Raw genomic sequence first — 26,338 nt, 5'->3', positions numbered from 1 at the left:
TGCCTGCACCGCCGCTAGCCGCGGCGACTCCCGACCAGATGTTTGACGTACTTCCCGATCACGTCGCCCTCGACGTGAACCCGACTGCCCCGCACCAGCTCCCCGAGCGTGGTCACCGCCAGGGTGTGGGGAATCAGCGAGATCTGAATAGTACCGACTTTGGGGATCGCATTCACGGTAAGACTGACCCCCGCCACGGTGATCGACCCGAGCGGAATCGACACCGCCGCCACCGCCCGGGGCACCTTGAGGTCGACCAGCCAGGCGTCGCCGGCGCGGCGGGTCCCTGTCACGGTCGCAATCCCGTCGACGTGGCCCTGGACGAGATGGCCGCCCAGCCGGTCGCCGACCCGGGCCGCTCGCTCCAGGTTGACCCGGCTCCCCGGCACCAGCTCGCCGAGCAGGGTCCGCTCCAGGGTCGTCGCAATCGCGTGGACCCGAAAGCCGCCGCGAACCCGGCGCTCGACCGTTAGGCAGGCCCCGTCGACCGCAATGCTTTCCCCGATGGCGAGCCCGCGGTAGGGCGCCCGAATCACCAGATCGAGACCACCACTACGGGTCGCCTTGGCACTCTCGATCCGACCGATTGCGGTAATGAGGCCGGTGAACATGATCAGGCGCGATCGAACATGAGGAGCGTATCCTGGCCGAGCGCCTGCCGTTCGACCACGGTCCACCGCTCGGCCTGCAGCAGCGAGGGCACGTCGAAACCGCGCACCGCTTTGACCCCGTGATCGCCGAGCCAGACCGGACTGACGATCCAGGCAAACCGATCGACCAGCCCCGCCGCGAGCAGGCTCCCGCTCAGTCGCCCGCCGCCCTCGATCAGAATCGAGCCGATGCCGAGCTGTTTGAGCTCCGAAAAGCCTTCGGTCAGGTCGCTGGTGAGAATGATATCGACGCCCCGTTCCGTCAGCGCATGCCGCTCGTTAGGCACCAGCCCGTCGCCGATCAGCACGGTATGCCGCACCGCGGCCGTCCGCACCAGCGCCGAGTCGAGCGAGAGGCGGCGGCGACCAAGAAAGACCACGCGGGCCGGCGCCGAACGCGGTTCGAGCGCACCGCGCACCGTGAGCGACGGATCGTCGACTTGGGCCGTTCGGCCGCCAACACCGATGGCGGCGAAGCCGGCCCGAAACCAGTGAACCCAGTCGCGCGCCTCCTCGCCCGAAATCCAGCGCGACACGCCGGAGCTGTCCGCAATGCAGTGATCGAGCGAGGTGGCCAGCTTGACCGTCACGAAGGGGCGATCGCCCCCGCTGGTTGCCGCCAGGTATGCCGCGTTGAGGCGATCAGCCGCCTCCCGCCCCGGCCCGCTGACGACCTCGATACCGGCCGACTCCAGCCGGGCGCGCCCGCCCGCAGCCACCGGGTTCGGGTCGAGACTGGCAATCACGACCCGCCGGATGCCTGCCGCAATGATGGCCTCGGCACAGGGCGGCTGCTTGCCGGCATGGGCACAGGGCTCGAGGGTGACAACCAGCGTGGCACCCCGGGCACGGGGACCCGCCGCAGCCAGTGCAACCGTCTCGGCGTGAGGCCCCCCATACTCGGCGTGGTACCCCTCGCCGACGATGCTATCGCCGGCGAGGACGACCGCCCCGACCATAGGATTGGGATGGACGCGGCCCCAGCCCCGTCGGGCCAGCTCGAGGGCGCGGTCCATGGCGTGTACTTCGATCACGCCTACAGTTTAAACCCGAGCCCCGCCCCGCCGAAGAACCGGCCCGACTTGGTGTCGCTGGCCGCGAAAATCGTGGTCTGCCCGTCGCCCTTGCCGACCTGGAAACCGCCCTCCAGGGTCAGTCGGGCCACCGAGCCCAGACGCACCGCAAAATTGGTGGCGGTCACGATCCGCATGGTCGACACGGTCGAATCGGCCCGGGCGGAGGCCAGGCCAGTTGCGGGGTCGCGGAAGACGACCGAATAGCTGCCCTTGATCAGATCCGCCCCGCCGCCCGCCGTGAACTCGAAGGCGCCAAACTGGTGGCCCAGCATCAGCCGGGTCGTGATCGCGGAAACGGCAAGCGTATAGGCGTAATCGCTGCCGGTGTTGAGGTTGCCGACGGAGAACTTGGGCAGGTCACTTCGGCCGACGTTGAGGCTCACGGTCGGCATGGCCGCGGTCGGCACGAACGCGAGTCGGAGGCCGTACCCGAACCCAAGATTCATCCCGGCCACTCGGCGCGCATCCGGCGTGAAGCGGAAATAGTCGCCCGGGTTGTCGGGCATCGCGGTTACCGAGGCCAGGAAATCGGCCGATGCGGCACCGACCGGCAGCGCTTTCGCAAAGAGACCGAGTCGGAGATCGAGCCGGGGCGTTACGAACGAAGCGCGCCGGAGCGCCGGGACGGTGTCCGTACTGCCGTTGTAGACGGTCGAGGGCACCACGGCACGGAGGCCGTTGACCCGAAAGGTGACCCCGATATCGCCGAACCCTCGACCGCCGGCGGCGGTGCCGAGCACGGGATTGCCGCCGGTCGCAAGCAGGGCGGCAAACGGGGTGGTGGTGGTCAGGGCATCGTAGCCGGCGCGGCAGACAGCCAGGGTCGCGCCGGAGTGGGTATCACACGGATGCGGAGCTGGCGGCTCCGGATCTGTCTGGGCACTTCCCTTCGCCGCGCATACGAGCATGCCGGCGAGGCCGATCAGCGTGGCGTATCGCCTCTGCACGCAGATCCCCCTGATGAGCGAACGTCAGGTGAATCGCACTCCGCCCGTTCCGGCACGGACCTCTCCGGCGATCCACGTCTCGATGCCCACCTTGCGCGCAGCATCGCGCACCCGCTCGGCCCGGTCGGGCGGTACGGCCACGACCAGTCCGGCCCCGATGTTGAAGACCTGGCGCATCTCGTCGACCGAGACCTGACCGGCTTCCATCAGGAAAGTGAACAGCGGCGGCCACTCCCAAGAGCGGGACTCGATGACCGCATCCAGGGTGGAGGGCAATACCCGGACCAGATTACCCTCGAGCCCGCCCCCGGTAATGTGGGCAATGCCGTGGACGAGATCGAGGACCGGATAGACCGCGTGGAAGTAGCTCTGATGGACGGCCAGCAGGGCCTCGCCGACGCTGGTGCCGGTGGCGCTAAGTGCTGAATCGATAGGGAGTTTGAGCCGATCGAAGCAGATCTTGCGGGCCAGGGTGTAGCCGTTGGTATGGAGTCCGGAGGAGCGGTAGCCGATCAGCACGTCTCCGGCCGCGATGGCGTCACCGTGGAGGGCGGCAGATTCCTCCACCACCCCGACAATCGTGCCGGCCAGGTCGTAGTCGCCGGGGGCGTAGATGTCGGGCAGCGAGGCGGTTTCGCCGCCGGTCAGCGCCATGCCATGGGCTCGGCAGCCGCGCGCGACGCCTTCGACGATGTCGGCCAGCTGGACTTCGGTCAGACCGTTGGAGCCGATGTAATCCTGGAACGCGATGCCGCGGGCGCCGTGCACCAGGATGTCGTTGACGCTGTGGTTGACGATATCCTCGCCCACGGTGTCGTACCGTCCCGCCAGCTTGGCAACGAGCACCTTGGTGCCGACACTGTCGGTGCTGGTGACCAGGATCGGCTGCTTCATCCCCTCCGGGATCCGGACCATCCCGCCGAACGCGCCGACGAGCCCGCGTGAGAGCGGCGTGCGAGTGCTCTCGACCGCCCGAGCGATCCTCCGTTTGGCCGAGGCAAGCGCGTCGAGGTCGACGCCGGCAGCTGCGTATTGGGGGCCGGTCATGGCAACTCCTCCGCGGAGGGCACCTTGGTCAGTTCGACGAAGGCCTGAACCCGCTGCTGTACGGTGTCGAAGTCGACCGTGTCGAAGCCCTTGATGCCGAAGCCCTGCACGGCAAACGAGCCCATCGCCGAGCCATAGACCATGGCGCGGCGCATCTGCTCGGGCGCCGCCGAGCCTGCTCGGGCCAGGTAGCCCATGAAGCCGCCGGCAAAGGCATCGCCGGCGCCGGTGGGGTCGAAGACTTCCTCGAGCGGATAGGCCGGGACATAGAAGGTCCGGCCCGGCTCCAGCAGCAGCGCACCGAACTCACCCTGCTTGATCACGACCCGGGTCGGGCCGTGCTCGAGGATCCAGCGCCCGGCCTTGTGGATGTTCCACTCACCCGAGAGTTCGCGAGCTTCGCTGTCGTTGACGAGCAGCATGTCGACTCGCTTGAGCAGCGTCATCAATTCCGGCCGCTTGCTCTGGATCCAGTAGTTCATGGTATCGCAGGCCACCAGCTTCGGTTTGTCGAGCTGTTCCAGCACCGCGAGCTGCAGCTCGGGGTCGATGTTGCCCAGGAAGAGAAAGTCCGAGGTGCCCCACGCTGCCGGCAACTTGGGACGAAATGCGGCAAAGACACCGAGCCGAGTATCGAGCGTCTCACGACTCTGCAGATCGTAGCTGTATTTGCCCTTCCAGCGAAAGCTCTCGCCCTTGGCGCGCTCGACGCCGGTCCAGTCGATGCCCCGCGGCGCCAGCCGGTCGAGCTCGTGGACTGGATAGTCGTCGCCCACGACGCCGACCACCTTGACCTTGGACAGGAGCGAGGCCGCGACACTGAAATAGACGGCCGATCCGCCCAGCGCATCGGCGGTTTCGCCGAAGGGCGTATAGATCGAATCGAGGGCCACGCTCCCGACCACGAGCAAAGGCATGATGGTTTACATCCGTTCCGGGGCCGTGAGCCCCAAGAGTTGGAGTCCGTTGCGAAGGACGATGCGCGTGGCGCGGGCCAGGACCAGCCGGGCGCGTTCCACTTCGGGCGCTTCACCAAGCACGCGGCAGTGGTGGTACCAGCCGTGCGCAATCCCGGCGAGTTCTTCGAGGTACGCGGTAACGCGGTGTGGCTCCCGATCGGCGGCAGCCTTGGCCACCTGCTCCGGAAAGATCGTCAGGGCCTTGAGCAGCTCCTGATCCTGCGGCGCCGGCAAGCCTGCCAGGTCCGCACTACTGCCCGCTTCTTCGGGGGTCTTGCCGGCGGTCCGGAAGATGCCGCTCATCCGGGCGTGCGCCATCTGGACGTAGAAGATCGGATTCTCGTCGGTCCGCTTCTGCGCCAGGTCGATGTCGAACACGAACGGCGTATCGGCGCGCCGCATCAGGAAGAAGTAGCGCGCCGCGTCGGTGCCGACTTCGTCGAGCAGGTCGCGCAGGGTCACGAAGTTCCCTGCCCGCTTCGACATCTTCAGCTCTTCGCCGCCTTTGACCACCTTGACGAGCTGCACCATGGGCACCTCGAAGCTCGAGGCCGGATGGCCGAGTGCGACGAGCACGGCCCGCATGCGGGGGATGTAGCCGTGGTGATCCGCGCCCCAGACGTCGATGAGATACTCGAAGCCGCGCGAGAACTTGTCGACGTGGTAGGCGATGTCGGGGGTCAGATAGGTGTAGCTGCCGTCGCTCTTCTTGAGGACCCGGTCCTTGTCGTCGCCGAACGAGGTGGTGCGCATCCAGACGGCGCCATCCTGCTCGAAGATCAGGCCATGCGAGCGGAGCAGGTCGAGGGTCGCCTCGATCTTGCCCGAGTCGTAGAGTGACTGCTCGGAGGTGTGCACATCGAAGACCACGCCGAAATCGCGCAGCAGCGTGTCCTGCTCGAGTCGCTGGCTCTCGAGCGCAAACTGGCGGCAGACCGGCAGCGCCTGGGTCTCCGACAGCTCCGCAAACGCCGGCCCCTCGCGCTCCAGGAGGGCTGCTGCGGATTCGATCAGATACTCGCCGTGGTAGCCACCCTCGGGAATCGACGCCTCGCGACCGGCCGCCTGCTGGACCCGGGCCCAGAGGCTCAGGGCGACCTTGTCGATCTGGACACCCGCATCATTGATGTAGAACTCGCGCGTCACATCGTGACCGGTCCACTCGAGCAGCGCAGCGAGAGCGTCGCCCAGCGCCGCGCCTCGGCCGTGGCCGACGTGGAGCGGGCCGGTCGGGTTGGCGGAGACGAACTCGACGTTGACCCGCTTCCCCGCCCCAGCCGTCGAGCGTCCGTACGCCGCATCGGCCGCGATGATACCCGACAACTGGCTCGACAGAGCATCCTCGGCCAGCCAGAAGTTGATGAAGCCGGGGCCGGCGATCTCCGTCTTGGCAATCAAGCCGGCCGGCAGGGCCAGCTGCGCAATGACAGTCTCGGCCAGTTTGCGTGGATTGGCCTTGAGCGTCTTGGCCAGGGTCATCGCAAGATTGGTAGCGAGATCACCGTGGCCGGCATCGCGGGGCCGCTCGACCACGAAGGCCGCATCCGGAGCGCCGAGCGCCGCGGCAATGCGGGCCAGCTCAGCCCGAATGGGGTCGGTCACTCCGCCGCCTTCTTGGTGGCCTTCTTGGCCGGCTTCGCGTCGGGCTTTGCATCAGACTTGCCCGCAGCACCCTTGGAGGTGCTGTCTCCGGATCCCGCGGGGGCAGCGTCGCTCTTCTCCGCTTTCGGCGCCGCTTCACTGCCTTCGGAGCCGCCCTGGCGGGGGCCTTTGCCGTCTTTGCCGTAGTCGGTGATGTAGAAGCCGCTGCCTTTGAAGATCAGGCCGGCTCCCCCGGAGATTACGCGTTTGGCCGCAGCCCCGCATTCGGGGCACTTGGACTTGGGCTTATCGGAGATGCGCTGGAACGCTTCGAAGCGGTGCCCTTTGGCACACTGATACTCGTAGGTCGGCATGGATCCTGGTCAGAACGCGTAAACAAGTACAGTTGCTTAAGTTAGCCACCTCAACGCCACTCGCCAATCCCTTGGGGCGGGCCCTTGAGGCCGGAGCGGGATAGGGCCGAATGGCCCTCATCGTTACCTGAGCATCCACGCCGCATCTAGCGCGCCTGTCGCACGAGTGCTATCGTGCAAACGCAACACCTTACGCAGCTATCCATCCCGATCTAGACATGTTCCTACGGAGACAGTTATGCACGTCGTCGAGGAAGTCACCAGCAGGATCAGTCCAGGTGATCGTCCATGCGAACCATGCTTCCGATGCCAACGACTGTGGTCGTATCTGGATCGCTTTGCCCCAGGCGCACCGAGCAGCGCGGACTGCGCGGTAGCGATGGGCTTTGAGACCAGACATCAACTGAGCCGTTGGCTCGGAAAGCATGGTCTACCCACCTTCCGCACCCTAACCGACTGGGCTCGACTAATCGCGGCGCTCCGCCGATGGCAAGAGGACGGGTCGCCGCTGGTAAGACAGGCATGGGACAGCGGTTTGGAGCCATCCGTTTGCTATCGTTCCATACGTCGAGCGGCCGGCATGGGCTGGCATGGTGTTCGCACGGCTGGTCTCACAGTCTGGCATTACCGCTGGGACACGAGCATACGTAGCCGCGCACGGTGTATGCGTCCCGTCAAGCAAGAGCGCTGTCAATAGGCGGAATCTTCCGCTAGGCAACACACCGCGTCGTCCTCTCCGCACAAAACAACAGAACAATTCGACATCGGCGCTGAACCGATCCCGGCCACCGATCCGCTGGCTCTTGGTACGCCAGTGTCCGCAACCCACTATTGCCTAATCATCCGAGCAATCGCTCGACACACCGCCTTTTCGTCATACCCGTAAAAACGAGGCCAAATGCGAGTCCGCTTTCGCAAGGTGTCCGTCGCGACACAGAGGGGTCCCGCAAGCGGATTCCGGAACCGGGTCGGTGCTACCGCCGTCTACGTGCTGCTGGCTATACTCGGAGCCTCTGTTGGCCTGGCACCGCTCCTCCTGCGATCAGGCTCGGAACGACCGGCACACTCGGCCTTCGTCAGTGATACGGTTCTCGACTTCGGACCCGAAGTCATGGATGGGTCGCCTGGTGGAACGAACTACCTCGAAGAGTTCGAGACCTCGACGACTGAGTTCCGTCTCCATCAGCTGGTCATTCGCAATGGCACGTCTGGTGGCGCCAATCGCGCGACCAGTGTCGTCGCGGCGATCAACGGGCACCAACTCGTTCCTTCCGGCGAAGTGACATCTGGCGACTATGAAAAGGTGTTCGACTTTGCCGCTATGGGAACGGACACACTTGAAGTAACCGTTACAGGATCATCAGGCTCTTACGCTACCGTCTCCATTATATCAGGGGCCAGTCCGGATTATATCGTAGATGCGGCCTCACTGAAGATCCTGACAGACACTTTGCTGACGCTCAACGTATCGACCGTCCGCGGTATCGCTGCGCCGCCCTACCGCCTCTACATCTATAACGGGCAGTACAACTCAGAACCCGTCGATCCGGTAAACGGGCGCCTCATTCGGTGGGCAAACCGTAAGCTTACCCGAAGCGGCTACACGGTAGATTAGACTTTCCTGTCGCCCCGAGGAGGGGTTGTGCGAAAGTCGCGGTTCACGGAAGGGCAGATTCTGGCGGTGCTGCAGGAAGGCGAGGCGGGGGTCCCGGTGGCGGAGGTGCTGCGCAAGCACGGGATCAGCCGGCCCACCTACTACCAGTGGAAGGCGAAGTACGGCGGGGCCTCAGCCTCCGAGTTGCGCCGGCTGAAAGAGCTGGAGCACGAGAACGCCAAGTTGAAACGGATGTACGCCGACCTTGCGCTGGAGAATGCCGCGATCAAGGACGTGCTCAACCGAAAACTGTAGGACCGTCCGCGCGACGGGGCGTCGCCGCGATGCTGATCCACGACTACCGCCTGTCCGTTGGCCAGGCCTGTCGCATCGCCGGCTGCTCGCGGACGGTCTGGTACCGCCCCGCGCGGGATCGGGCGGCGCAGGATGCGCCGGTGATCGCGGCCCTCACGGACCTCGTGGAGACCCATCATCGCTGGGGCTTGTGGCTGTGCTTTGACCGGCTGCGCACGCTGGGCTATCCATGGAACTGGAAGCGCGTCTATCGGGTCTATTGTGCCCTGCGCTTCAATCTGCCGCGGCGCGGCAAAAAGCGGGTGCCGCCGCGGGATCGGGTCCCGCTCGAGGCGCCGCCGGTCTTGAATCGCACGTGGGCGCTCGATTTCATGGGGGACACGCTCTACGACGGGCGCCGGTATCGGCTCCTGACGGTGCTCGACGAAGGCAATCGCGAAGCCCTGGCGATCGACATCGGGGCCTCACTCCCCAGTGCGCAGGTGGTGCGGGTGTTGACGCAGCTCGTGGCGGTCCATGGGGCCCCGGCCCAGTTGCGGTGTGACAATGGGCCCGAGTTTCTGGCGGCCGGTCTCGCGCAGTGGTGCGCCGCGGCCGGCATCCAAGTGCACCACATTCAACCGGGGAAGCCGAATCAGAATGCCTTTATCGAGCGCTTCAACCGCACCTACCGAACGGAGGTGCTCGATGCCTGGGTCTTTACGTCCCTGCAGGAGGTTCGAGACGTCACGGCGTCTTGGCTGACGCGCTACAACACTGAGCGGCCGCACCGTAGTCTCGGCCGAGTGCCGCCGCAGACCTTTTTGCCGAGAACACAAGCGGCATGAAGTCTAGTTATCGACTGTAGCCTTGACGGGTAAGCTTACGAAACGACACGGTTGCCGGCCCGTCTGAAATCAACGCGTCCGTGAAGTCAGCGGTTGTCACTACTTACTCGCTGCCTGACACAATCCCCGTGCGTATCGAGCTACATGGCCCAAACGGCTCGGGGATAACGTTTTTCAGCACTGCCAGGGATACTGCAAATCCCGTCCTTACAGTCGCCGCTCCAGCAGACAGTTCCGTAACCGCAGCAGACTCGATCACCGTGTCTGGAGACGTAGCCGACCAGGCGTCCACGCGGACAACGGTCAACGGGTTGCCTTCCGATCAGAACGGCTCACTCTGGGAGCAGCGAATCGCGCTTAGCGAAGGGTGGAACACGATTACTGTGTTAACGGTCGACGCGGCAGGCAACTCGAGTTCGGTAACTCGATACGTGCGTCGAGATAGCGAAGTCCCTGTCCTGACCGTTGCCTCGCCCGGTGACAGCACGGGAACTCGCAATGCAAGCGTGTCTGTTTCGGGAACCGTTGTCGACGCTTGCTTAGTACCCCAATTCGACGAGGCACTCTGGGAAGCGTAAGTTTACTTCCTAACGGAGGGTCGGTCGAATGGTCACGCATCGTCGGAAGGCGGATGGACGTCGGGTCTTCACGCCGCAGTTCAAGCAGGAACAGATCGCCCGGCTCAGTCGGCAGGAACTCACCGTGGCGGAGTTGGCACGGGAGCTCGCGGTGGCCCCGCAGCTGCTGCGGCAGTGGCAGCGTCTCAGCACGGATGGGAGTGCCGCCGCGGTGGCGGCGAACGAAGCGGTCGTGCCCGCGAGCGAGTTACGCGCCGCCGAGCAGCGCATCCGCGAGCTCGAGCGGGCGCTGGGGAAGAAGGTCATGGAGATCGAGATCCTCCAGGCCGCCCGGGATGAGGTAAAAAAAAGACCGCGCTTTTACACCGGGTCCACGCGGTGACGGGGCGCAAGATGGCGGTGATCTGTCGCGTGCTCGGGATCAGTCGTGCCTGCGCCTATCGCACGAGTGCGGGCCGCCCGAGGCGGTATGCGAAGGCCACCGATCGGGTGGTCACCGCCCAGGTGCGCACGATCATTCGGACCCGCGCGTCGTATGGCGCGCGTCGTGTCCACGCGCTCGTCAATCAGCGCTTTGCGACCGGCTACAATGTGAAGCGCATTCAGCGCGTGATGGCGCTGCATGGCTGGACGCCCCACAAGCGTGAGGAGGGCGCTAACCATTGCTGGGGCCGATGTCTTTTGAACCATACCCGCCCGCTTCCGGTTGCCGTCACCAGATCAAGGTCGCGGCCGTCGAATCCGTGATCTGCTCCTTGGTCCAGCCGGGCCGGACTTCCACGACCTTGAGTCCCTTCGGCGTCACGTCAAGCACGCACCGCTCCGTGATGATCCGGTCGACGCACCCTTCGCCGGTGAGGGGCAGGGTGCATCGTTCGAGAATCTTCGGGCTGCCCTTGGCGGTATGCTCCATTACGACGATGACCCGCCGCGCACCGGCTACCAGGTCCATCGCCCCGCCCATGCCCTTCACCATCTTGCCCGGAATCATCCAGTTGGCCAGGTCGCCGTTGGCCGCGACCTGCATGGCGCCCAGGAAGCACATCGCGACGTGTCCGCCCCGAATCATTCCGAACGAGGTGGCGCTGTCGAAGTAGCTCGTACCGGGCACTTCGCTGACCGTCTCTTTGCCGGCGTTGATCAGGTCGGCGTCTTCCTCCCCGTCGAGCGGGTAGGGCCCGACCCCCAGCATGCCGTTTTCCGATTGCAGCACGACCTCGACGCCGGGCGGCACGTTGTCGGCAATCATGGTTGGAATGCCAATGCCGAGATTGACGTAGTAGCCGGTCGTTTCGTCGAGCGCCAGCAACTCCTGCGCAGCCCGCTTGACGATGATCTGTCGAATATCCTCGCTCATCGCGCCCTCACCGTCCGTCGTTCGATCAGCTTCTCGGTCGCCTTGCGAACGAAGATCCGCTGCACGAAGATTGCCGGCGTATGGACCGCATCGCCGTCGATTTCACCCGGTTCGACCAGCTGCTCCACCTCGGCGATGGTGACTCGTCCCGCCGTCGCGATCATCGGGTTGAAGTTCCGTGAGGTTTTTCGAAACACGAGGTTGCCGAAGCGGTCGCCCTTCCAGGCGCGCACCAGGGCGTAGTCGCCGGTAATGCCCCGCTCCATGACGTAGCGCCGTCCGTCGAACTCCCGCACCTCTTTGCCTTCCGCCACCAGGGTGCCAACACCGGTGGGGGTAAAGAATGCCGGAATCCCGGCGCCACCGGCCCGAATCCGCTCAGCAAGCGTACCTTGCGGAATCAGCTCGACCTCGAGTTCGCCCGAAAGCATCTGCTGCTCGAAGACGGCGTTCTCGCCGACGTAGCTCGCCATCATCTTCTTGATTTGCTTGTTCTTGAGCAGATGGACCAGGCCGTGATTGGTGGTCCCGGCGTTGTTGCTCACCACCGTGAGCCCGTCGACGCCGAGTTCGCGGACGGCGTCGATACACTCCTCGGGAACGCCGCAGAGGCCGAAGCCGCCCACCAGCAGCGTCGAGCCGCTGCCGATGTCGGCACAGGCTGTCCTGGCGTCAGCGTAGACTTTGTTCATGGGTGGGTAAGGTAGGTGAATCCTGTGCCGATGGTAACTAGCTGATCCAGGGTCGCACGATGGCCGATGCCCCTTCCAGGGCGGTCGAGTCGATCCCGGTAGACTCCCCAAATAAAGCCACCAACGCCTGGGTCGCCACGTTGCCGGTTGCGCCCGGAGCGAAAGGGCAGCCGCCGATGCCGCCCGCACTCGAGTCGAATGCCGTAATGCCCATCGCATGAGCCCGCGCCGAATTGGCGACGGCGTGGCCGAAGGTATCGTGGAAATGCATGGCGAGGTGATCAGCTCCCACGACCGGCAGCAGCACGTCGAGCAGTCGGGCCACCTCGTCGGGCACCGCTTTCCCGATGGTGTCGCCGATCGAGAGCTCGGTGCAGCCCAGCTCCAGCAGGGCCTCACACACCGGCAGCACGGCCTCAGGTTTGATCGGACCCTCGTAAGGGCAGTGCCAGGCGGTCGACACGTAGCCCCGAACCGGTACTGGCGAGCGCTGCACCACCGGGCGGAACCGTTCGATCGACTCGGCGATGGACGCATTGATGTTCTTGCGGGTAAAACTCTCGCTTGCTGCGGTAAAGACGGCTACCTTGTCGACCGCTGCCGCCAGAGCCCGGTCGAGCCCGGCCTCGTTCGGTACCAGGGCCATATAGCGGACCCCGGGCTTCCGTTGGATCCGCGCAAACACCTCCGCTGCATCCGCCAGCTGCGGCACCCACTTCGGTGAGACGAACGAGCTGACCTCGATCTCGTCGAACCCTGCGGCCGACAACGCATCGACGAAGGCGACCTTCACTTCGGTCGGGATGGTCTTGGCCTCGGTCTGCAGTCCATCCCGGGGCCCCATTTCGATCAGGCGAACCTTGCTCATGGCTGGCTGCGGGCGGCGCGCCGAGCTTCGCGCTCGGCGGCGCGGATCCGGGCAATCGCGTTGAGGTGCTCGGCGTAGGTGCGGGTAAAGACGTGCTTGCCGTCCATTCCGGCCACGAAGAACAGGTACGGTACCGGGGCCGGGTCGAGCACCGCCTCGATGCTCTTGACGCTTGGTGCGCCAACCGGACTCGGCGGGATGCCGGGAATCAGGTAGGTGTTGAAGGGCGAGGGAAACTGGTAGTCACGTTCGAAAAGCCGGTTCTTGCGCTGCCCGGTTGCCAGCTGAATCGCATACTGCACCGTCGGGTCGGCCTGGAGCGGCATCCCGATCCGGAGCCGGTTGAGGTAGACGGCGGCAACCAGGGCGCGGTCCTCGTCGACTCGCGCCTCACCCTCCACGATCGACGCCATCGTCACCAGGTCGCGGCGTGACAAGCCCTTCTCGGCCGCACGAGCATCCCACTCCGGACGCCAGGCGCGCTGGAAATGGGTTGCCATCTCGCGCACCAGGTTGCGCCCGGTAATCAATCGGGAGACGAAATAGGTCTCGGGCAGCAGGTGCCCTTCGAGGGTCTCGCCGTCGACGCCGAACTCGCGGAGCAGGGCGGTATCCTGGGTCGCGGCACGGATCGAGTCGGCCGGGATGCCGAGCCGCGCTTCCGCAGCAAGAGCGATATCAGTGATCGTGAATCCCTCGGGTACCGTGAACCGCTGGGTCTTTTCGCTGCCCAGCGCCAGGGTGCGAAGGATTCGCCAGGCACTCTCGCCCTTGGGAATCTCATAGTAGCCGGCGCGCATCTTCCGGTCGTAGCGCGCCAGGCGCGCCAGCGTCTTGAACCAGCCCGGGTTGGGAACCAGGTCGTGCGCGACGAGCGTATCGGTCACGGCCCGGAACGACGAACCGACCGGGATGAAGACCGGCTCCACCGGGGCGCCCGGGGGAGCTCCCCCGCAGCCGGCGAGGGCCAGGGCCAGCAGGGCAGCGCGGTATTTCATCGTTGCAACCGGCGAGCATCGAGGAAGTGCTGCAGAAAGATCGCTGCGGCAAGCGAATCGACGTCTTCCTTCCGGCCGCGGGTCGAACCGCCCTGCTCACGAATTGCCGCGAGGGCGCGGGCAGTCGACATCCGTTCGTCCCAGAGCAGCAGCGGCAGGCCGGTGCGTCGGCCCAGCAGGTCGGCCATCTCTCGGGCCTCGATGGCCGACGCGCCGTCGTTGCCCGATGAGTCGAGCGGCAGGCCGATCAGCAGGCCAACGGGTTGCTGGGCATCGAGGTGGATTTGCAAGGCGGGCATCGGGAACCGCTTTCCAACCCGCCGCGTCAGTGTGGCCAGCGGGCTCGCCAGGGTCTGCGTCTCGTCCGTGACGGCGAGCCCGATTCGGCGCTCGCCCCAATCGACCGCCAGGAGGCGGCCGGACGACGGGAGGGTGCTGAGTGCCGGGCCCTCGGTCGGAGGGGTCTCCGACCCGTCGGGCGCCAGACTCATTGCACCATCGTGGCGAAAAACTCCTTGTTGGACTTGGTCCGCTTCATCCGTTCGAGGAGGAATTCCATCGCTTCGACCGGCGGCATGTCCGCCAGGAAGTTGCGGAGCAGGTAGACCCGGTTGAGCTCGTCCTTGTCCATCAGGAGCTCTTCCTTACGGGTGCCGGACTTCTGGATGTCGATGGCCGGCCAAATGCGGCGGTCGGCCAGGCGACGATCGAGCACGAGCTCCATGTTGCCGGTGCCCTTAAACTCTTCGAAAATCACTTCGTCCATGCGTGAACCGGTGTCGATCAGCGCCGTGGCGATGATCGTGAGCGACCCGCCGCCGTCGATGTTCCGTGCGGCGCCGAAGAACCGCTTCGGCTTCTGGAGCGCGTTGGCGTCGACACCGCCGGAGAGGATCTTGCCCGAGTGCGGCACCACCACGTTGTGGGCGCGGGCGAGACGGGTAATCGAGTCGAGCAGGATCACCACGTCCCGGCCGTGCTCGACGAGTCGCTTCGACTTCTCGATCACCATGTCGGCCACCTGGACGTGCCGGTCGGCCGGCTCGTCGAAGGTCGAGGCGATGACTTCGGCCCGGACATTCTCCTGCATGTCCGTGACTTCTTCCGGGCGCTCGTCGATCAGCAGGACGATCAGCACGACCTCGGGGTGGTTCTCCGTGATGGCGTTGGCCAGCTTCTGCATCAGGATCGTCTTACCGGCCTTCGGTTGCGCCACGATCAGGCCGCGCTGACCCTTACCGATTGGCGAAAGCAGGTCGACGACCCGCATCGAGATGTCGCCCTTCTTGCTCTCGAGCTTGATCCGCGCGTCGGGATAGCGGGGCCGGAGGTTGTCGAACGCAATCCGGTGCTTGGTCTTTTCGGGCTCCTCGTAGTTGACCCGCTCTACCTTCAAGAGGGCGAGGTAGCGCTCGCCCTCTTTCGGGGGGCGAACCTGACCCATGACCGTGTCGCCGGTGCGGAGGTCGAAGCGCTTGATCTGGCTCGGACTGACGTAGATGTCGTCCGGGCCGTAGAGGTAGTTCCAGTCCTGGCTGCGGAGGAAGCCGTAGCCCTCGGGCAGGATCTCCAGCACGCCTTCGCCGCGGATGACCGTGTCCTTGTCGAGCAGCGACTGCTCGATCCGGAAGATCAAATCCTGCTTGCGCAGGCCGGAGTAGTTGGTGATGTTCAACTCTTGAGCCAGCTGATGCAGTTCAGCGACTGATTTCTGCTTCAGTTCTGATATATCCACGGGAGGGTGCCTCATGTCCGCCGTCGCATCGACGGGGGGACGGGTGAAGATGGCGAAGGTGCCTATTCAAGAGCCCCGGAACCGGAGCGGAATTGTAGTTGGCCGAGACGATGCTTTCGGGGGTTCATACCGGATGGATAAATCATTTTAGCAAACCAACCTACCTCCGTCAAGACCAGCGTGGATCAATTCGATCGGCTCTTCAGTGCCTGGCGTACCATCCGTTGCGGTTCCCGTGAAGCGATCGATGCCCTGGTGCTGCCGGCGCACACGGCGCCGTCGGCGGAGCTCGCGACCTTCCTGGCGGGGTGGCGGGGGGCCCACTACTGGGCCGACCGGTCTGCGGGGCACCTCGTGCTCATCCGCTCCCTGGAAAGAGACGTCCCGGTCCGCTGGATCACGCACGTCCTGCTCTTTCTATTGACCCTGGTCTTTTCCCTGGCGGCCGGGGCGGCCATGGCCGGGGTCTGGTACCCGGTCGACAATCCCGGCTTCCTGGTCGGCCTGGGCCGCGATCTGGTCGACTTCGTACGGGGGGTCGTGGCCGGGGACTGGAAGCTCTTTCTGGCGGGATGGTCCTTCGCGGTCCCGGCCATCGGGATTCTCCTGATTCATGAATTGGGTCATTACTGGGCCGCCCGCCGGTACTTGATCGACGCGAGTCCGCCCTACTTCCTGCCGGTTCCCCCGTCCATTTCTCCGATCGGGAGTTTCGGGGCCTTCATCCGGGTGCAGAGCCCGGTCATCGACCGTCGCCAGCTTGCGGACGTGGGGGCGGCGGGGCCGCTGGCAGGGTTCGTGGTGGCGGTCGGCGTCATGATCTGGGGCTACCTCACGTCGGAGCGGGTGGCTTGGGAGCCCGGTCTGGCCAAGAGCTACGTCGTCTTTGCGGGTCAGCTGATCCGGTTGGGCGATTCGCTGCTGACGTACTGGCTTCGGGAGTGGTTATTGCCGGGGGGGACGGCCGTGCACTTGAGCCTGCCGGCCTTTGCGGGCTGGGTCGGCTGTTTTCTGACCGGGCTCAACCTGCTGCCGCTGAGTCAGCTCGATGGGGGCCATATTGCCTATGGTTACCTCGGCAAGCGCCAGCACTGGCTGGCCATCGTGACGGTAGCTGCGTTGCTCTTCCTGTCGCAGTACTCCTTCAGCTGGCTGATCTGGGTCGTGATGGCGTTTGCGATTGGGGGCGGGCGGTTGTCGCATCCGCCGGTGGTGGTGCCGGACCGCCCGATCCCGCCGCGCCGCGCCTGGGTGGGCGTGGCGTGTCTGATCGTGTTCGTGATAACCTTCGTGCCAATTCCCCTCGTACTGTGAGACCGGATGTGAGCGACCCCGATGCGCTGTACACGCTCCGGCATGACCTGGCCAATCCACTGGCCGCGTTGCTCGCCGAGACGCAGCTCCTGCTGATGGATCCCGAGAAGCTGAATGAGGAGACGCTGACTTCGTTGCGCGAGATCGAGAAGCTGGCAATCCGGATGCGCTCGATCCTGCGCGGCGAGGCGCCTCGCCCTCAGTAGGCATCGCGACTGACCGCCGGGTTTGCTCGCGCACGGTGTGCTCCTCAGGGCCGTGTCGAATCCGACGGATAGAGCACGAGCCGGACCGTGTGATAGACCGGTGGCTGGCCGACCCGCGCGAAGGTTATTCGCTTGGTGATGGCACCGCTGGCTACGGGCAGAGCCTTCTCCCCTAACACGATGACGTCAGGCTGGGCCAACCAGGAAGCGGAGATCTGGACCGTTGCCGTGTCTGGAGTTGCCTCCGGTTGGGCGATGGTGCGGGTAACCTCGAGCTGAACCGGCTCGCCATTCAGGCGGTGCACCTCAGCCCTGGCCCAGATGCCGCCGCGCTGGTTGATCCCTGCTAGATGGACGGTCAGGTAGCTGACTCGGCGCGGGAGGAGCGTGACGACAGGCCCTCCGTCTTCCGTCGTGAGGTAGACCACGATACGGGCACAGCCCCAATTGCCATACTCGTCCGTCATGCGGCAGACCTCGTCGTCGGGGCCTGATGCGCAGCTGCCTAGCAGCAGGGTCGCGGCGAGGCTTACCACGGCGACGGTGGAGGGATGCTTCACATCCGCAGGTTAGTCGAGGCCCGCCCGCTTCGCCGTGAGCCCCGTCACATTCGACGAGTCGGGATGCTGTCGTTCCTTTGCGGTATAGGGCTCCGGTAGCCGGAGTCAGCGTTCCGAGGTCAAGGCCCGAATGGCGTCGATTCTCGCGATCGGTCTGGCAGCTGTGTAGGCAACCGCGGTCATCAGGGCGAGGACGCCACCAACGACGCCGGCGAGGATTGCTGGCTGATACGGTTCGATGCCGAAAAGGAAGCTGTTGCGCGGGCCGAAGAACAAGGCTCCGAGGATCCGTGTGAGGGCCAGAGTTGCGGTCACGCCGATGATGCCGGCAACCGCGCCGACCCGCAGCATGTCCGCCATCACGGACCGGACCAGCCCGGCAGGAGACGCGCCGAGTGCCAGACGCAGGCTCAGTTCCCGATAGCGCATGGCGACCGTCTCGGTCACCACGCCCGCAACGCTCGCGAGCGCCAGAATGACCCCCAGGATGGCGATCCACTGGAGAGCGTGGAGGTTGAAGCGAAGCCGGATCATCGACCATTCCGCCATGGCCAACTCGTCGAAGCGTTGCACTCGTTCGACCGCGAACTGCGGCGCGGCGGTTTCGATGGCGTCGGCGATTGCGGTACGGGTCGGGGCATCGAGCGGGCGCCGCCGTAGCGCGACCGTGAGGTCATCCTCGAACGGCGATCGGCGCGCATCGTGCGACGCAAACTGGCTCAACGGTACGAAGGCCAACGGGTAGAAACGGCCCGGCGGCAGCTGGGCGGCAAGCCTTGGTCCTGAATCCTGGATCGGGTGCAGGTCGGCGATCACGCCGACCACGGTGAGCCACGGATACGGCGACTGTTCACCGCCGATCTTGAAGCGCCGGCCGAGCGGGTTCACGCCGGGCCACCAGGTCGCTGCAGCGCTTTCGGTGATCAGCGCCACAGACTCGGAGTCGGCACGGTCGTCCGCGGTGAGGTCGCGACCCTGGATCAGATGCAGGCCGATGGTGCGGACGAAGCCGGGCAGCACGCCGGTGATGCGAAGAGGAGCGGTGTTGGCGGTGAGCCGCGCCTCGCGTCCTTCGACGGTTGCGTAGGGATCGCCGAGTGGTACCAGCAGGTTCGGAGACGCGGCGAACCAGACGGTCGCGTCGCGAAGGCCTGGCATCGCGGCAAGCCGCTCTTCGATGTCGCGCGCGGCAAGGAACAGTTCGGCGATCGGGCGCTCGCCCCCGTATCGCGCCTGTAGCGATGCGATGACCAGATCGTCCGTGGCGAAACGAAGGTCGAGCTGCCGGACTCTCGCTAGCGACTGTGCCAGGCTACCGGCGCTGGCGGCGAGCAGGACGGTAACCGCAAGCTGGGCAACGATCAGCGCGCCCTGGAGGGTTCGGCGTCGTCGTCCGACGGTCGTGGCGCCTCCGTCGGCGAAGCCGCTCCTCAGGTCGACGTGGCCAACGCTGAGGAGTCCGGCCAACCCCCCGGCGGTCGCCACGGCGATCCCCCCGGCCGCCGTCAGCCCGGCAACGGCCCAGTCGACGCGCAAGTCGACGAGGAGCCCGATTCGGCTCCGGAGCAGGGGCTCGATCCAGTCGAGTGCCCACCAACCCACGATGATGCCGGCGGTGCTGGCGAGGGTCGCGAGTACGACCTGCTCCAGCACACCGAGGGTGAGTACCCGTCGGCGGGAAGCGCCGAGCGCTGCCATGACGGCGAGTTCCGGCGCCCTCCGCATGGCTCGGCCGATGCTCATGAGCTGGAGCGTAGCGGCGAGCAGCGTCAGGATCGCGAGGTTGACGGTTCCGGCGAGCCGGACCAGCCCCCCATTGCTTCCTTCGAGCTGACCTAGCAGGGAGAGGGCCGTGAGCCCGCGGCGCTCGCCTTCGGGCATCGAGCTCGGCCACCGATCGGCGGCAATGGCTGCAAGGCGCGCCCGAAGCTGGTCGAGCGTCAAGTCCTCGTTCAATCTGACCAGGCCGGTCAGCAGGGCAGACGACACGTGCCCGGTCGACTCGTGGCCGTTGATTATGACATCGGTGCCGGTCGGATACTCCGCTCCTGCCCGGAGCACACCTATGACTCGGTAGGACCGATCGTCCAAAAGGATCTGCTGTCCGACTACCTCTGCTGCACTGCCGAAATGGCGACGCCAGGAGGTGAACGAGAGCAGTGCTACGGGGGTGGCGCCCGGTCCGTCGTCCGCAGGAAGCAGCTGGCGGCCGAGATGGGTTGGCGCGGAGAGGACACTGTTGATACGGCTGGGTACGATGGCGCCGGAGAGTGGGCGAACGCCGCCATCCGCGTGCCACGCCAGCTGCCGGATGCCGACAGGGATCAGGAGGGGCCCCAGCGTCTCGTCGCGTGCGAGCCGCTCGAGCGTGGTTCCGTCGAACAAGTCCGGACAGTCCGGACCGCAGCGCGGCTCCGTCGCCCCCATTACGACGGCAATCGACGCCGGGTCTCGATAGGACGCAGCCTGCTGTGTTGTGGCGCGGACGATCGACAGTACCACGGTCGTAACCGCGACCACCGGGCTCATGACTGCGACGAACAGGAGAGTGAACCGGCGCGAACGCCCGATGGAGCGCAGAGCGTGGCGGAATCCGGTGACTAACCACTGCATTGGCGTCTCCCGGCTGACGGGACGATCAGTGATCGGCGATCCGTGCGTTACCGGCCGTCCCATCGAGGACCTGGCGGACACCACGGGCCAGCGCACTCATCCGGTACGGCTTCTGAAGGAAGGCGTCCGCACCTGCTGCCAGCAGGCTCTGGACTACCTCGTTCATTTCGTATCCGCTCGAGATCATGACCCGAAGGTCCGGGCGCGCCGCCCTGAGAAACGGGTATGCCTCTGCGCCCCCTGCCAGCGGCATGCCGAGGTCGAGGATGCAGAGGTGCAGCGCGCCGTCGTGCGTACGCGCTGCCTCCACGGCCTCGACCCCGTCGCGAGCAACGATCACCCGATACTGCAGCCGTTCGAGCAGGGTCTTGGTGATGTCGAGCACCGCCTCGTCGTCGTCGACCAGCAGGATCGTCTCGCGGCCGGTCGGGAACGGCTGGGCCTCAGGCACCACAGTTGCGGGCACCGAAGCAACCGCCGGGAAGTACGCCGTGAAGGTGGTGCCCTTGCCGAGGGCGCTCTCGACGCCGATATAGCCGCGGTGGTTCTTGACGATGCCGTACGCGGCCGCAAGGCCCAATCCTCGGCCCTGGAACTTGGTGCTGAAGAATGGCTCGAAGATCTTCGATAGCGCCGCCGGGTCGATGCCGGTGCCGGTGTCACTCACCTGAATCATCACCGCTGGGCCAACTCGAAGCCCCGGTCGGTCACGAATGTCGTCGTCCGTGAGGTTGACCCGTCTGGTGCGCACGGTGAGGCGGCCGACGCCTGGCGTCGCCTCGGTGGCATTGATGCAGAGATTGGTCACCACCTGGCCGATCTGCACCGGATCCGCATCGATGGCCGGGCTCGCCGGATCGAGATCGACCTCGAGCTGAACCCGCGGCGGCATGGCATGCTTCTGAAGGTGTAGTGCCTGGGTCACGATCTCGTTGACCGAAACGGCAGAGGTCTGATACTTCCCGCCGCGAGCATAGGCCAGCAGCTGCTGCGCCAGAGCGCCGCCCCGTTTGGCCGAGTCGGCGACCTGGGTCAGCCGCGACGGCGCATCGGGGAACTCCGGGTCCGCCAGCAACAGCTCGGCGTTGCCGAGGATCGAGGTCATCAGGTTGTTGAAGTCGTGCGCAACACCCGCAGCGAGGGTTGCGGTTGCCTCCATGCGGGAGGCGGTGCGCAGAATTTCCTCGGTCCGCATCCGCTCCGTGATGTCGCGCGTAATGCAGGTAATCGACGGTGCGCCGGTGCTCGTCGTCGTGCCCTGCGCGGTCATCTCGCACCACAGAGTCGACTCATCAGGGCGCAGCAAACGGAAGGTCGTCAACCGCTCCGCATCGCCGACCGAGGCGCGGGCAATGGCCGTGGCGACGACTGCGCGGTCTTCCGGATGAACCAGCTCGACCAGCGAGAGGCCGACCACGCTCTCGGGCGACCGCTGCAGCAGGGTGATGGCAGACTTGGAGGCAAAGAGGAACTGGCCATCGGGCGTGTGCTGCGAAATCAGGTCGTGACTGCCCTCGGTCAGCCGGCGGAAGCGGAGCTCCGCAGTTTCGAACTCGGCCTTGGTCCGGTGGAGGGCGGTCACGTCCTGGGTGACGACCAGCACCGAAGCAAGCGACCCGTCGGCGCGCTGCTCCGGCAGCACCGAGCCGGCGAACCAGCGGGTTCCACCCCCGAGTTCGAGCGAAAAGCCGAATCGGCGCGGACTGCCAGTCTGGGCCGCGTGCTGGACCGCCTCGCTCCAGGCTTGGGCCGCCGACTGCGGCAGCCCGATCTCGGACGGCGTGCGACCGAGCAGGCGGCTCGGGTGGGCGCCAAAGACCCCGTGCGCGGCCACATTGGCAAAGATCAGGCGCTGCTCACGATCGAATCGCGCCACGGCAATCGGGAGCCGGTCGAGCGTCTCCGCGGGGGTCGGTGCGGCGTCCGTGACGGTCGGTCGGAAGTACGCCGCGGTGAGGCGCTGGTGCTCGAGCGGTACGGCTCGGAACGCCACCGACAGGCGCAGGATATGACCATCTCGGTGTCGAGCGACAAAGGTCGTGCTCTCTCCCAGCCCGGCCTCGGTGTCACCGGTCCGGCTCGTCGGGAGGGTCGGCACGACTTCGTGCAGGGGGCGGCCTAGGAGTTCCACTCGACGGTAGCCGAAGAGCGACTCCGCTGAGTGGTTGACGATGACGATGCGATCCTGGTCGTCCGCCACGATCGCGGGATCGGGGGCGTACTCCAGGAATGAGACGAGCGAGTCGATCCCCTGGTCGGTCATGGCCTTGCAATCAGAGACAGGATCTCGAAGGAGTCGAGATCCTGAAATCTGCTTGCAGCCGAGGACGATATCAACTGCAGGCGGTCGGACAGATTCCACCGTCAGCTGCGCTGGCGTCGAGCCGAGGTTGTCTCGTCAGAAATCCGCCCGGATCGTCACGGTCGGAATCGGTGGCAGGTTGAAGAGCCGGCGATAGGGCAGGGGGCTGCCGCTCGGATCGGTGGCGTAGTCACCCACGGCATGGCTGAAGAAGTCGCCGAATGGGGCGACCGCCGTGCCGAACAGGTTGATGACGGCGACGCCGAGCGTCAAACGGCTCCGCCCGGGGCCGCCAAAGCTGAACTGGGTGGCGACATCGAACCGAAAGGTTCCGCTCGTTGCAGCACTGTTCTCGACGCCGTACACAGGAGGTGTCGCCGCCCGCCCGCTTGCCGTCGTGCCTGGTGGTATGCCGGGGACGCCGGCCGGTGGCAAGGTGTAGGCTATCGGGGTTATCGGCAGCCCGGAGGCGAGATCGAGCGCTCCCGACCAGGCCCAACCGCCCGTGCGAACTTGAGCAAAGCCGCGGAACTGGTGACGCCGATCGAGCGCCCAGGGCACCCAGTCGTCACCCCAGCGCCGCTGGGATCGGGCCAGTACGTAGCTGACTGAGGCGGACTCGAGTGCGCCGTCACTGCGGCTCAGCGCAAGCTGTGCTTCGACGCCGCTGGTGCGGGAGCGCCCGAAGCGAAAGAGCGGCTGCGAGGTCGGACGCTGCGCGTAACTGGGGCGGAGCTCGCCGAGGCCGTTGCCGTCCGATCGGTACAGCGACAGCCGGGCGACAACCGGTGAGAAATCGAGCCGCAGGTCGATGCTGCCGTGGTCGACGATAGCCGCGGGAATCGAATCGCTGCTGCTCAGCCAAAAGTCGAGAAAGTCGAACTCCGGTTCCGAGCGGGCCTCGGACAGCACGTGATAGAGGCGGCTGGTCCGTCCTGCGGCTGCGCTCAGCTCGACGCGCTGGTTCAGTGCCCACCGAGCGTGCAGGCGCGGCTGGATCGTCTGGCGACTTGCTGCCGCATCGAGTCGTACTGCGGCTTCGATGGTGGCGGGCCCGAGCTGTCGGGTCAGATTCAGGTAACCGCCGACCTCGAGCCGGGCTGTTTCGAGGTCGGCGGCCGGAAACTCGAAGGGCGCGCGGTCGAATCCGGAGGGTGCCGGGGTGGATTCGACGATTCGATTGGCAACCGAACGCCATCCGAGCCCGAGCCCCGCTGCCACCCGGGACTTTGCGGAGCTTGCCAGAAAGTCGAGCCCCGCCGCGGACCGGCTGAACTGGTTCCGGATGTTCGTGCTCGCGATGCTGTAGAGACCCGGGACATCCTCACCCCGCTGCGTGAAACGGGCGACCGAGGCGGACGCCTCGAGGCTCGCGGCCCCGTGGTCGAGGATCCGCCACCGGCCCCCCGTCATGAGGTTGTCCCAGTGCAGGTAGCTGCGCCGGTTGACGTTGCCGGCCCGGTCCTGAGTTGCAAAGACGGTAACGCGCCCGCGTGGTCGTTCGGGTGAGCCGAAGACAGCGCCGGCGTACAGGTCTTCGAACCCGTACGGCACCTTGACGTTCGGCAGGAGATCGAGCGCCTTCCAATAGAACAGCCGTGCGTTGGCGAAGTATCGGATACTGGCGCCGCCGCCACCAGCGTACGCACTGAGCGAGCCATAGCTCCATCCGGCTCCTGCATGAAAGCGGTCGAGCTGTCCGGTTCTTCCGGAAATGTCGATGATACCTGCGATCGACCCGCCGTGGTTGGCGGGGTATGGCGCCGTCGAAACGGTGATCGCCTCAGCGGCGTCGGCCGGGAAGGATGAGAAGATGCGACCAAGGTGATAGAGATTGAGAATCTCGAATCCATCGATGCGCGTGGCGACGTCCTGGGCGTCGTAGCCTCGGATCGACGGGCGGGCCGACAGCGGGCTCGAGAAGGTGACGGCCGGAACGAAGGTCAGGGCGCGAAAGACATCGGTCTCGACCGCTGGAGGAATGGTTCGGGCGTGCGCCAGCGGCATGGTCCACTGGCCGTGCTCCGCCAGGTCGAGCCGACGGGACGGCGCAGCGACCGCCAGAAGATCCGCCATGATCAGGGCCGCCCTCGACAGGCGGACCGTCAGCCCATCCTCGGGGTTGGCGGCAAGCGGAACCGTATCCGGCCGCCAGCCGATAGCGCTGACGACAATCGTGTCGGGAAAGGCCGGCAGGGTCAGCGAGAATCGGCCGAGCCGGTCGCTGGCCACAGCCAGCTTGCTGCGCAACGTTGCTATCGTTGCGCCGGCAACCGGGGTTGCGCCCTCCGCGGCAACGACGCTGCCGTTCAGGGTCTGGGCTCCGAGCTGATTCGGCAGCCCGGCCGGCGAGGCGGCAAGCACAATCAGGAACAGCGGTCGACTCATCGCGTTACCAGCCTGCGCTCGGCGCTGATGGCCGCGCCGACGACGCCGAACCCCCCGAAGACGTTGCTGGCCGGCGCGGGCGTACGGTAGAGGTACTCGTCCAGATCGCGATTGACCGCGACGATGCGCAGCAGCCTCGCTGGCGCCCCGGCGGGTCGGTGGGGAACGATCATCTGCCCGATCGGGGCGCGGGTTGCTGTTTGTCCGGGCGGAAACCAGGCCGAGTCGACCACGAAGGCCGTGGCACCGAGGGCACGCCAGCGGTAGCCCACGGCGGTGGTCAGGGAGGTCGGGGATGCGGAGTCCAGCATGATGCTGTCGCCGACAGGTGCTTCGATGACGAACTGCTCGGGGACCGTGGTTGTCGCGTGGATTGGCGCCGCCTCGATGCGCCCGGCAAGGCGGTAGCGGTGACCAGGCCGGATCGCGAGGGTTGCGAGGTAGAGAGTGTCGTCGTGGCGAGTCAAACGGATCGAGGCGCCTGTCGTCTCATCCGTCAGGGTCAGGTCCACCAGGGTGGCCGGGGCTGAAACGCCCGAACTCAGCCGCTCGCTGTCGAGCCAGCCGGCTCGTACCGTCGTGGTGGTTGCCCCGGCGATCAGCGCCGCTTCGACGAACGGTACTCGCGGCGGCTCCGGCGGCGGGTCCACGACGTGACCGCAGGCCGAAGCACTCCAGAGGATGATGAAAACGAGCAGCCTGAGCGGTGTCGCCATATGCCCCGACGGGGTCTGGATATGACGAACCTACCGGTCGGTCTCAACCAATCGTCAAACGGCCTCGGGGCGGCTCAGGGCCTGCCGATCGTCCGTCAAGCCGGTTGCGGCGGGCGTGAGCTGAGGCGCCCGCCGCGGACGGTGGCTCCGATCACGATCGCTGCGCTGATCAGTACGAGATTCTTGATGATGTACTGCCCTTCCAGGGTCGGCGCGAACGGAATGACGGCAAACATCTCGTCAGGGTAGAGCACCAGGGGCACGAAGGTACCGATCATCTGGAGGCAGAGCAGCAGCAGGGTAATGCGCAGAAAGCGACCGGTCAGGAGGCCGACTCCGATCGCGACCTCCCAGGCGGCCAGGAGCGGGAGCCCCAGCGCCGGCTGCACCAACCCGAAACTGATCGCCGCGATCGTTCGGGTCGAGAGGTCCTCGGCGGGACTCCACCCGGGGATGAACTTGATCAAGCCGAACCAGAAGAACACCAGCCCGAGCGAGATCCGCGCGAGGGTGACACCGTGACGGGCCATCCAGGCGGTGATCGAGGCGTCGATCGGGTCGATTCGAGGCGGAAACGGAGGGGTCATAGTAGTCGAAAGGTGTCCTGAGTGTCGAGGTCGCACCAGTCCGCCCCGCGGGTG

At 65.8% G+C, this 26,338-nt stretch carries 24 protein-coding genes and 1 pseudogene; 6 read left to right on the top strand and 19 right to left on the bottom strand.

All coding sequences use genetic code 11. The features are described 5' to 3' along the window. Window positions 1–14: 14 nt before the first annotated feature. The 7 genes from KF785_09635 to KF785_09605 are packed head-to-tail and all read right to left on the bottom strand — an operon-like array spanning window position 15 to window position 6,634. Window positions 15–611: a riboflavin synthase gene (locus KF785_09635; protein MBX3147017.1), complete on the bottom strand. Its 597-nt coding sequence runs from the start codon at window positions 609–611 to the stop codon at window positions 15–17. 2 nt (window positions 612–613) lie between these two features. After that, window positions 614–1,666, bottom strand: coding sequence for a bifunctional diaminohydroxyphosphoribosylaminopyrimidine deaminase/5-amino-6-(5-phosphoribosylamino)uracil reductase RibD (gene ribD / locus KF785_09630; protein ID MBX3147016.1), 1,053 nt, complete (start codon window positions 1,664–1,666; stop codon window positions 614–616). A gap of 20 nt (window positions 1,667–1,686) precedes the next feature. Next, window positions 1,687–2,673 (bottom strand): hypothetical protein, encoded by a 987-nt coding sequence (locus KF785_09625; protein MBX3147015.1) that lies wholly within the window; start codon window positions 2,671–2,673, stop codon window positions 1,687–1,689. A 24-nt stretch (window positions 2,674–2,697) separates the two neighbouring features. Next, window positions 2,698–3,720: a phosphoribosylformylglycinamidine cyclo-ligase gene (purM, locus tag KF785_09620; protein MBX3147014.1), complete on the bottom strand. Its 1,023-nt coding sequence runs from the start codon at window positions 3,718–3,720 to the stop codon at window positions 2,698–2,700. Beyond that, on the bottom strand, window positions 3,717–4,637 hold the full coding sequence (locus tag KF785_09615) for a sugar kinase (protein ID MBX3147013.1): 921 nt from the start codon (window positions 4,635–4,637) through the stop codon (window positions 3,717–3,719). Before KF785_09615 ends, purM begins: the two co-directional genes overlap by 4 nt. A gap of 6 nt (window positions 4,638–4,643) precedes the next feature. Beyond that, a complete protein-coding gene (locus KF785_09610) occupies window positions 4,644–6,281 on the bottom strand; it encodes an arginine--tRNA ligase (protein MBX3147012.1) in 1,638 nt (545 codons plus the stop codon). Continuing rightward, window positions 6,278–6,634 (bottom strand): hypothetical protein, encoded by a 357-nt coding sequence (locus KF785_09605; GenBank protein MBX3147011.1) that lies wholly within the window; start codon window positions 6,632–6,634, stop codon window positions 6,278–6,280. Before KF785_09605 ends, KF785_09610 begins: the two co-directional genes overlap by 4 nt. A gap of 1,111 nt (window positions 6,635–7,745) precedes the next feature. Between KF785_09605 and KF785_09600 the strand changes: the two genes are divergently transcribed. The 4 genes and pseudogenes from KF785_09600 to KF785_09585 all read left to right on the top strand — a co-directional run bounded on the left by KF785_09600 (window position 7,746) and on the right by KF785_09585 (window position 10,695). Beyond that, on the top strand, window positions 7,746–8,249 hold the full coding sequence (locus KF785_09600) for a hypothetical protein (protein ID MBX3147010.1): 504 nt from the start codon (window positions 7,746–7,748) through the stop codon (window positions 8,247–8,249). A 27-nt stretch (window positions 8,250–8,276) separates the two neighbouring features. Continuing rightward, window positions 8,277–9,370 (top strand): annotated as a pseudogene (locus tag KF785_09595) (IS3 family transposase). Between the two features lie 606 nt (window positions 9,371–9,976). Further along, a complete protein-coding gene (locus tag KF785_09590) occupies window positions 9,977–10,330 on the top strand; it encodes a transposase (GenBank protein ID MBX3147009.1) in 354 nt (117 codons plus the stop codon). Then, entirely contained in the window at window positions 10,327–10,695 is a 369-nt protein-coding gene (locus KF785_09585) for a transposase (protein ID MBX3147008.1), read from the top strand. The genes KF785_09590 and KF785_09585 overlap by 4 nt, the downstream gene beginning before the upstream one ends. Here the strand turns inward: KF785_09585 and KF785_09580 are convergent. Genes KF785_09580 through rho form a run of 6 tightly spaced genes read right to left on the bottom strand, consistent with a single transcriptional unit; the run spans window position 10,661 to window position 15,598 of the window. Next, window positions 10,661–11,305: a CoA transferase subunit B gene (locus KF785_09580; protein MBX3147007.1), complete on the bottom strand. Its 645-nt coding sequence runs from the start codon at window positions 11,303–11,305 to the stop codon at window positions 10,661–10,663. The genes KF785_09585 and KF785_09580 overlap by 35 nt on opposite strands. Beyond that, window positions 11,302–11,997, bottom strand: a complete 696-nt coding sequence (locus KF785_09575) for a CoA transferase subunit A (protein MBX3147006.1) — start codon at window positions 11,995–11,997, stop codon at window positions 11,302–11,304. Before KF785_09575 ends, KF785_09580 begins: the two co-directional genes overlap by 4 nt. A gap of 37 nt (window positions 11,998–12,034) precedes the next feature. Next, window positions 12,035–12,865 (bottom strand): hydroxymethylglutaryl-CoA lyase, encoded by an 831-nt coding sequence (locus KF785_09570; protein ID MBX3147005.1) that lies wholly within the window; start codon window positions 12,863–12,865, stop codon window positions 12,035–12,037. Continuing rightward, window positions 12,862–13,863, bottom strand: a complete 1,002-nt coding sequence (gene mltG / locus KF785_09565; protein MBX3147004.1) for an endolytic transglycosylase MltG — start codon at window positions 13,861–13,863, stop codon at window positions 12,862–12,864. The genes KF785_09570 and mltG overlap by 4 nt, the downstream gene beginning before the upstream one ends. Then, the gene (gene ruvX / locus KF785_09560; GenBank protein ID MBX3147003.1) at window positions 13,860–14,354 is read right to left on the bottom strand and encodes a Holliday junction resolvase RuvX; all 495 of its coding nucleotides are present in this window, start codon (window positions 14,352–14,354) and stop codon (window positions 13,860–13,862) included. The genes mltG and ruvX overlap by 4 nt, the downstream gene beginning before the upstream one ends. Then, window positions 14,351–15,598, bottom strand: coding sequence for a transcription termination factor Rho (rho, locus tag KF785_09555; protein ID MBX3147002.1), 1,248 nt, complete (start codon window positions 15,596–15,598; stop codon window positions 14,351–14,353). The genes ruvX and rho overlap by 4 nt, the downstream gene beginning before the upstream one ends. Before the next feature lie 180 nt (window positions 15,599–15,778). Here rho and KF785_09550 point away from each other — a divergent pair, with 180 nt between their 5' ends. Continuing rightward, a complete protein-coding gene (locus KF785_09550) occupies window positions 15,779–16,912 on the top strand; it encodes a site-2 protease family protein (GenBank protein ID MBX3147001.1) in 1,134 nt (377 codons plus the stop codon). An 8-nt stretch (window positions 16,913–16,920) separates the two neighbouring features. After that, window positions 16,921–17,118, top strand: a complete 198-nt coding sequence (locus tag KF785_09545) for a hypothetical protein (protein MBX3147000.1) — start codon at window positions 16,921–16,923, stop codon at window positions 17,116–17,118. 44 nt (window positions 17,119–17,162) lie between these two features. Here the strand turns inward: KF785_09545 and KF785_09540 are convergent, their stop codons facing one another. The 6 genes from KF785_09540 to KF785_09515 form a co-directional block, all read right to left on the bottom strand. Then, the gene (locus KF785_09540) at window positions 17,163–17,678 is read right to left on the bottom strand and encodes a hypothetical protein (protein ID MBX3146999.1); all 516 of its coding nucleotides are present in this window, start codon (window positions 17,676–17,678) and stop codon (window positions 17,163–17,165) included. 105 nt (window positions 17,679–17,783) lie between these two features. After that, window positions 17,784–20,291, bottom strand: coding sequence for an ABC transporter permease (locus KF785_09535; protein ID MBX3146998.1), 2,508 nt, complete (start codon window positions 20,289–20,291; stop codon window positions 17,784–17,786). 25 nt (window positions 20,292–20,316) lie between these two features. Next, window positions 20,317–22,554 carry a PAS domain S-box protein gene (locus tag KF785_09530; protein ID MBX3146997.1) on the bottom strand — a complete coding sequence of 746 codons (2,238 nt, stop codon included), beginning with the start codon at window positions 22,552–22,554 and terminating at the stop codon, window positions 20,317–20,319. A gap of 135 nt (window positions 22,555–22,689) precedes the next feature. Beyond that, window positions 22,690–24,981 (bottom strand): TonB-dependent receptor, encoded by a 2,292-nt coding sequence (locus KF785_09525; GenBank protein ID MBX3146996.1) that lies wholly within the window; start codon window positions 24,979–24,981, stop codon window positions 22,690–22,692. Then, window positions 24,978–25,697, bottom strand: a complete 720-nt coding sequence (locus KF785_09520) for a hypothetical protein (protein MBX3146995.1) — start codon at window positions 25,695–25,697, stop codon at window positions 24,978–24,980. The genes KF785_09525 and KF785_09520 overlap by 4 nt, the downstream gene beginning before the upstream one ends. A gap of 95 nt (window positions 25,698–25,792) precedes the next feature. After that, window positions 25,793–26,284 carry a DoxX family protein gene (locus KF785_09515; GenBank protein MBX3146994.1) on the bottom strand — a complete coding sequence of 164 codons (492 nt, stop codon included), beginning with the start codon at window positions 26,282–26,284 and terminating at the stop codon, window positions 25,793–25,795. Window positions 26,285–26,338 lie beyond the last annotated feature (54 nt).

It is taken from the genome of Gemmatimonadales bacterium (assembly GCA_019637315.1).
In the GTDB taxonomy this organism is placed as follows: Bacteria; Gemmatimonadota; Gemmatimonadetes; order Gemmatimonadales; family GWC2-71-9; genus SHZU01.
Note: the sequence above shows the minus strand (reverse complement) of the source record. Positions and strands in the feature narration are given on the sequence as shown.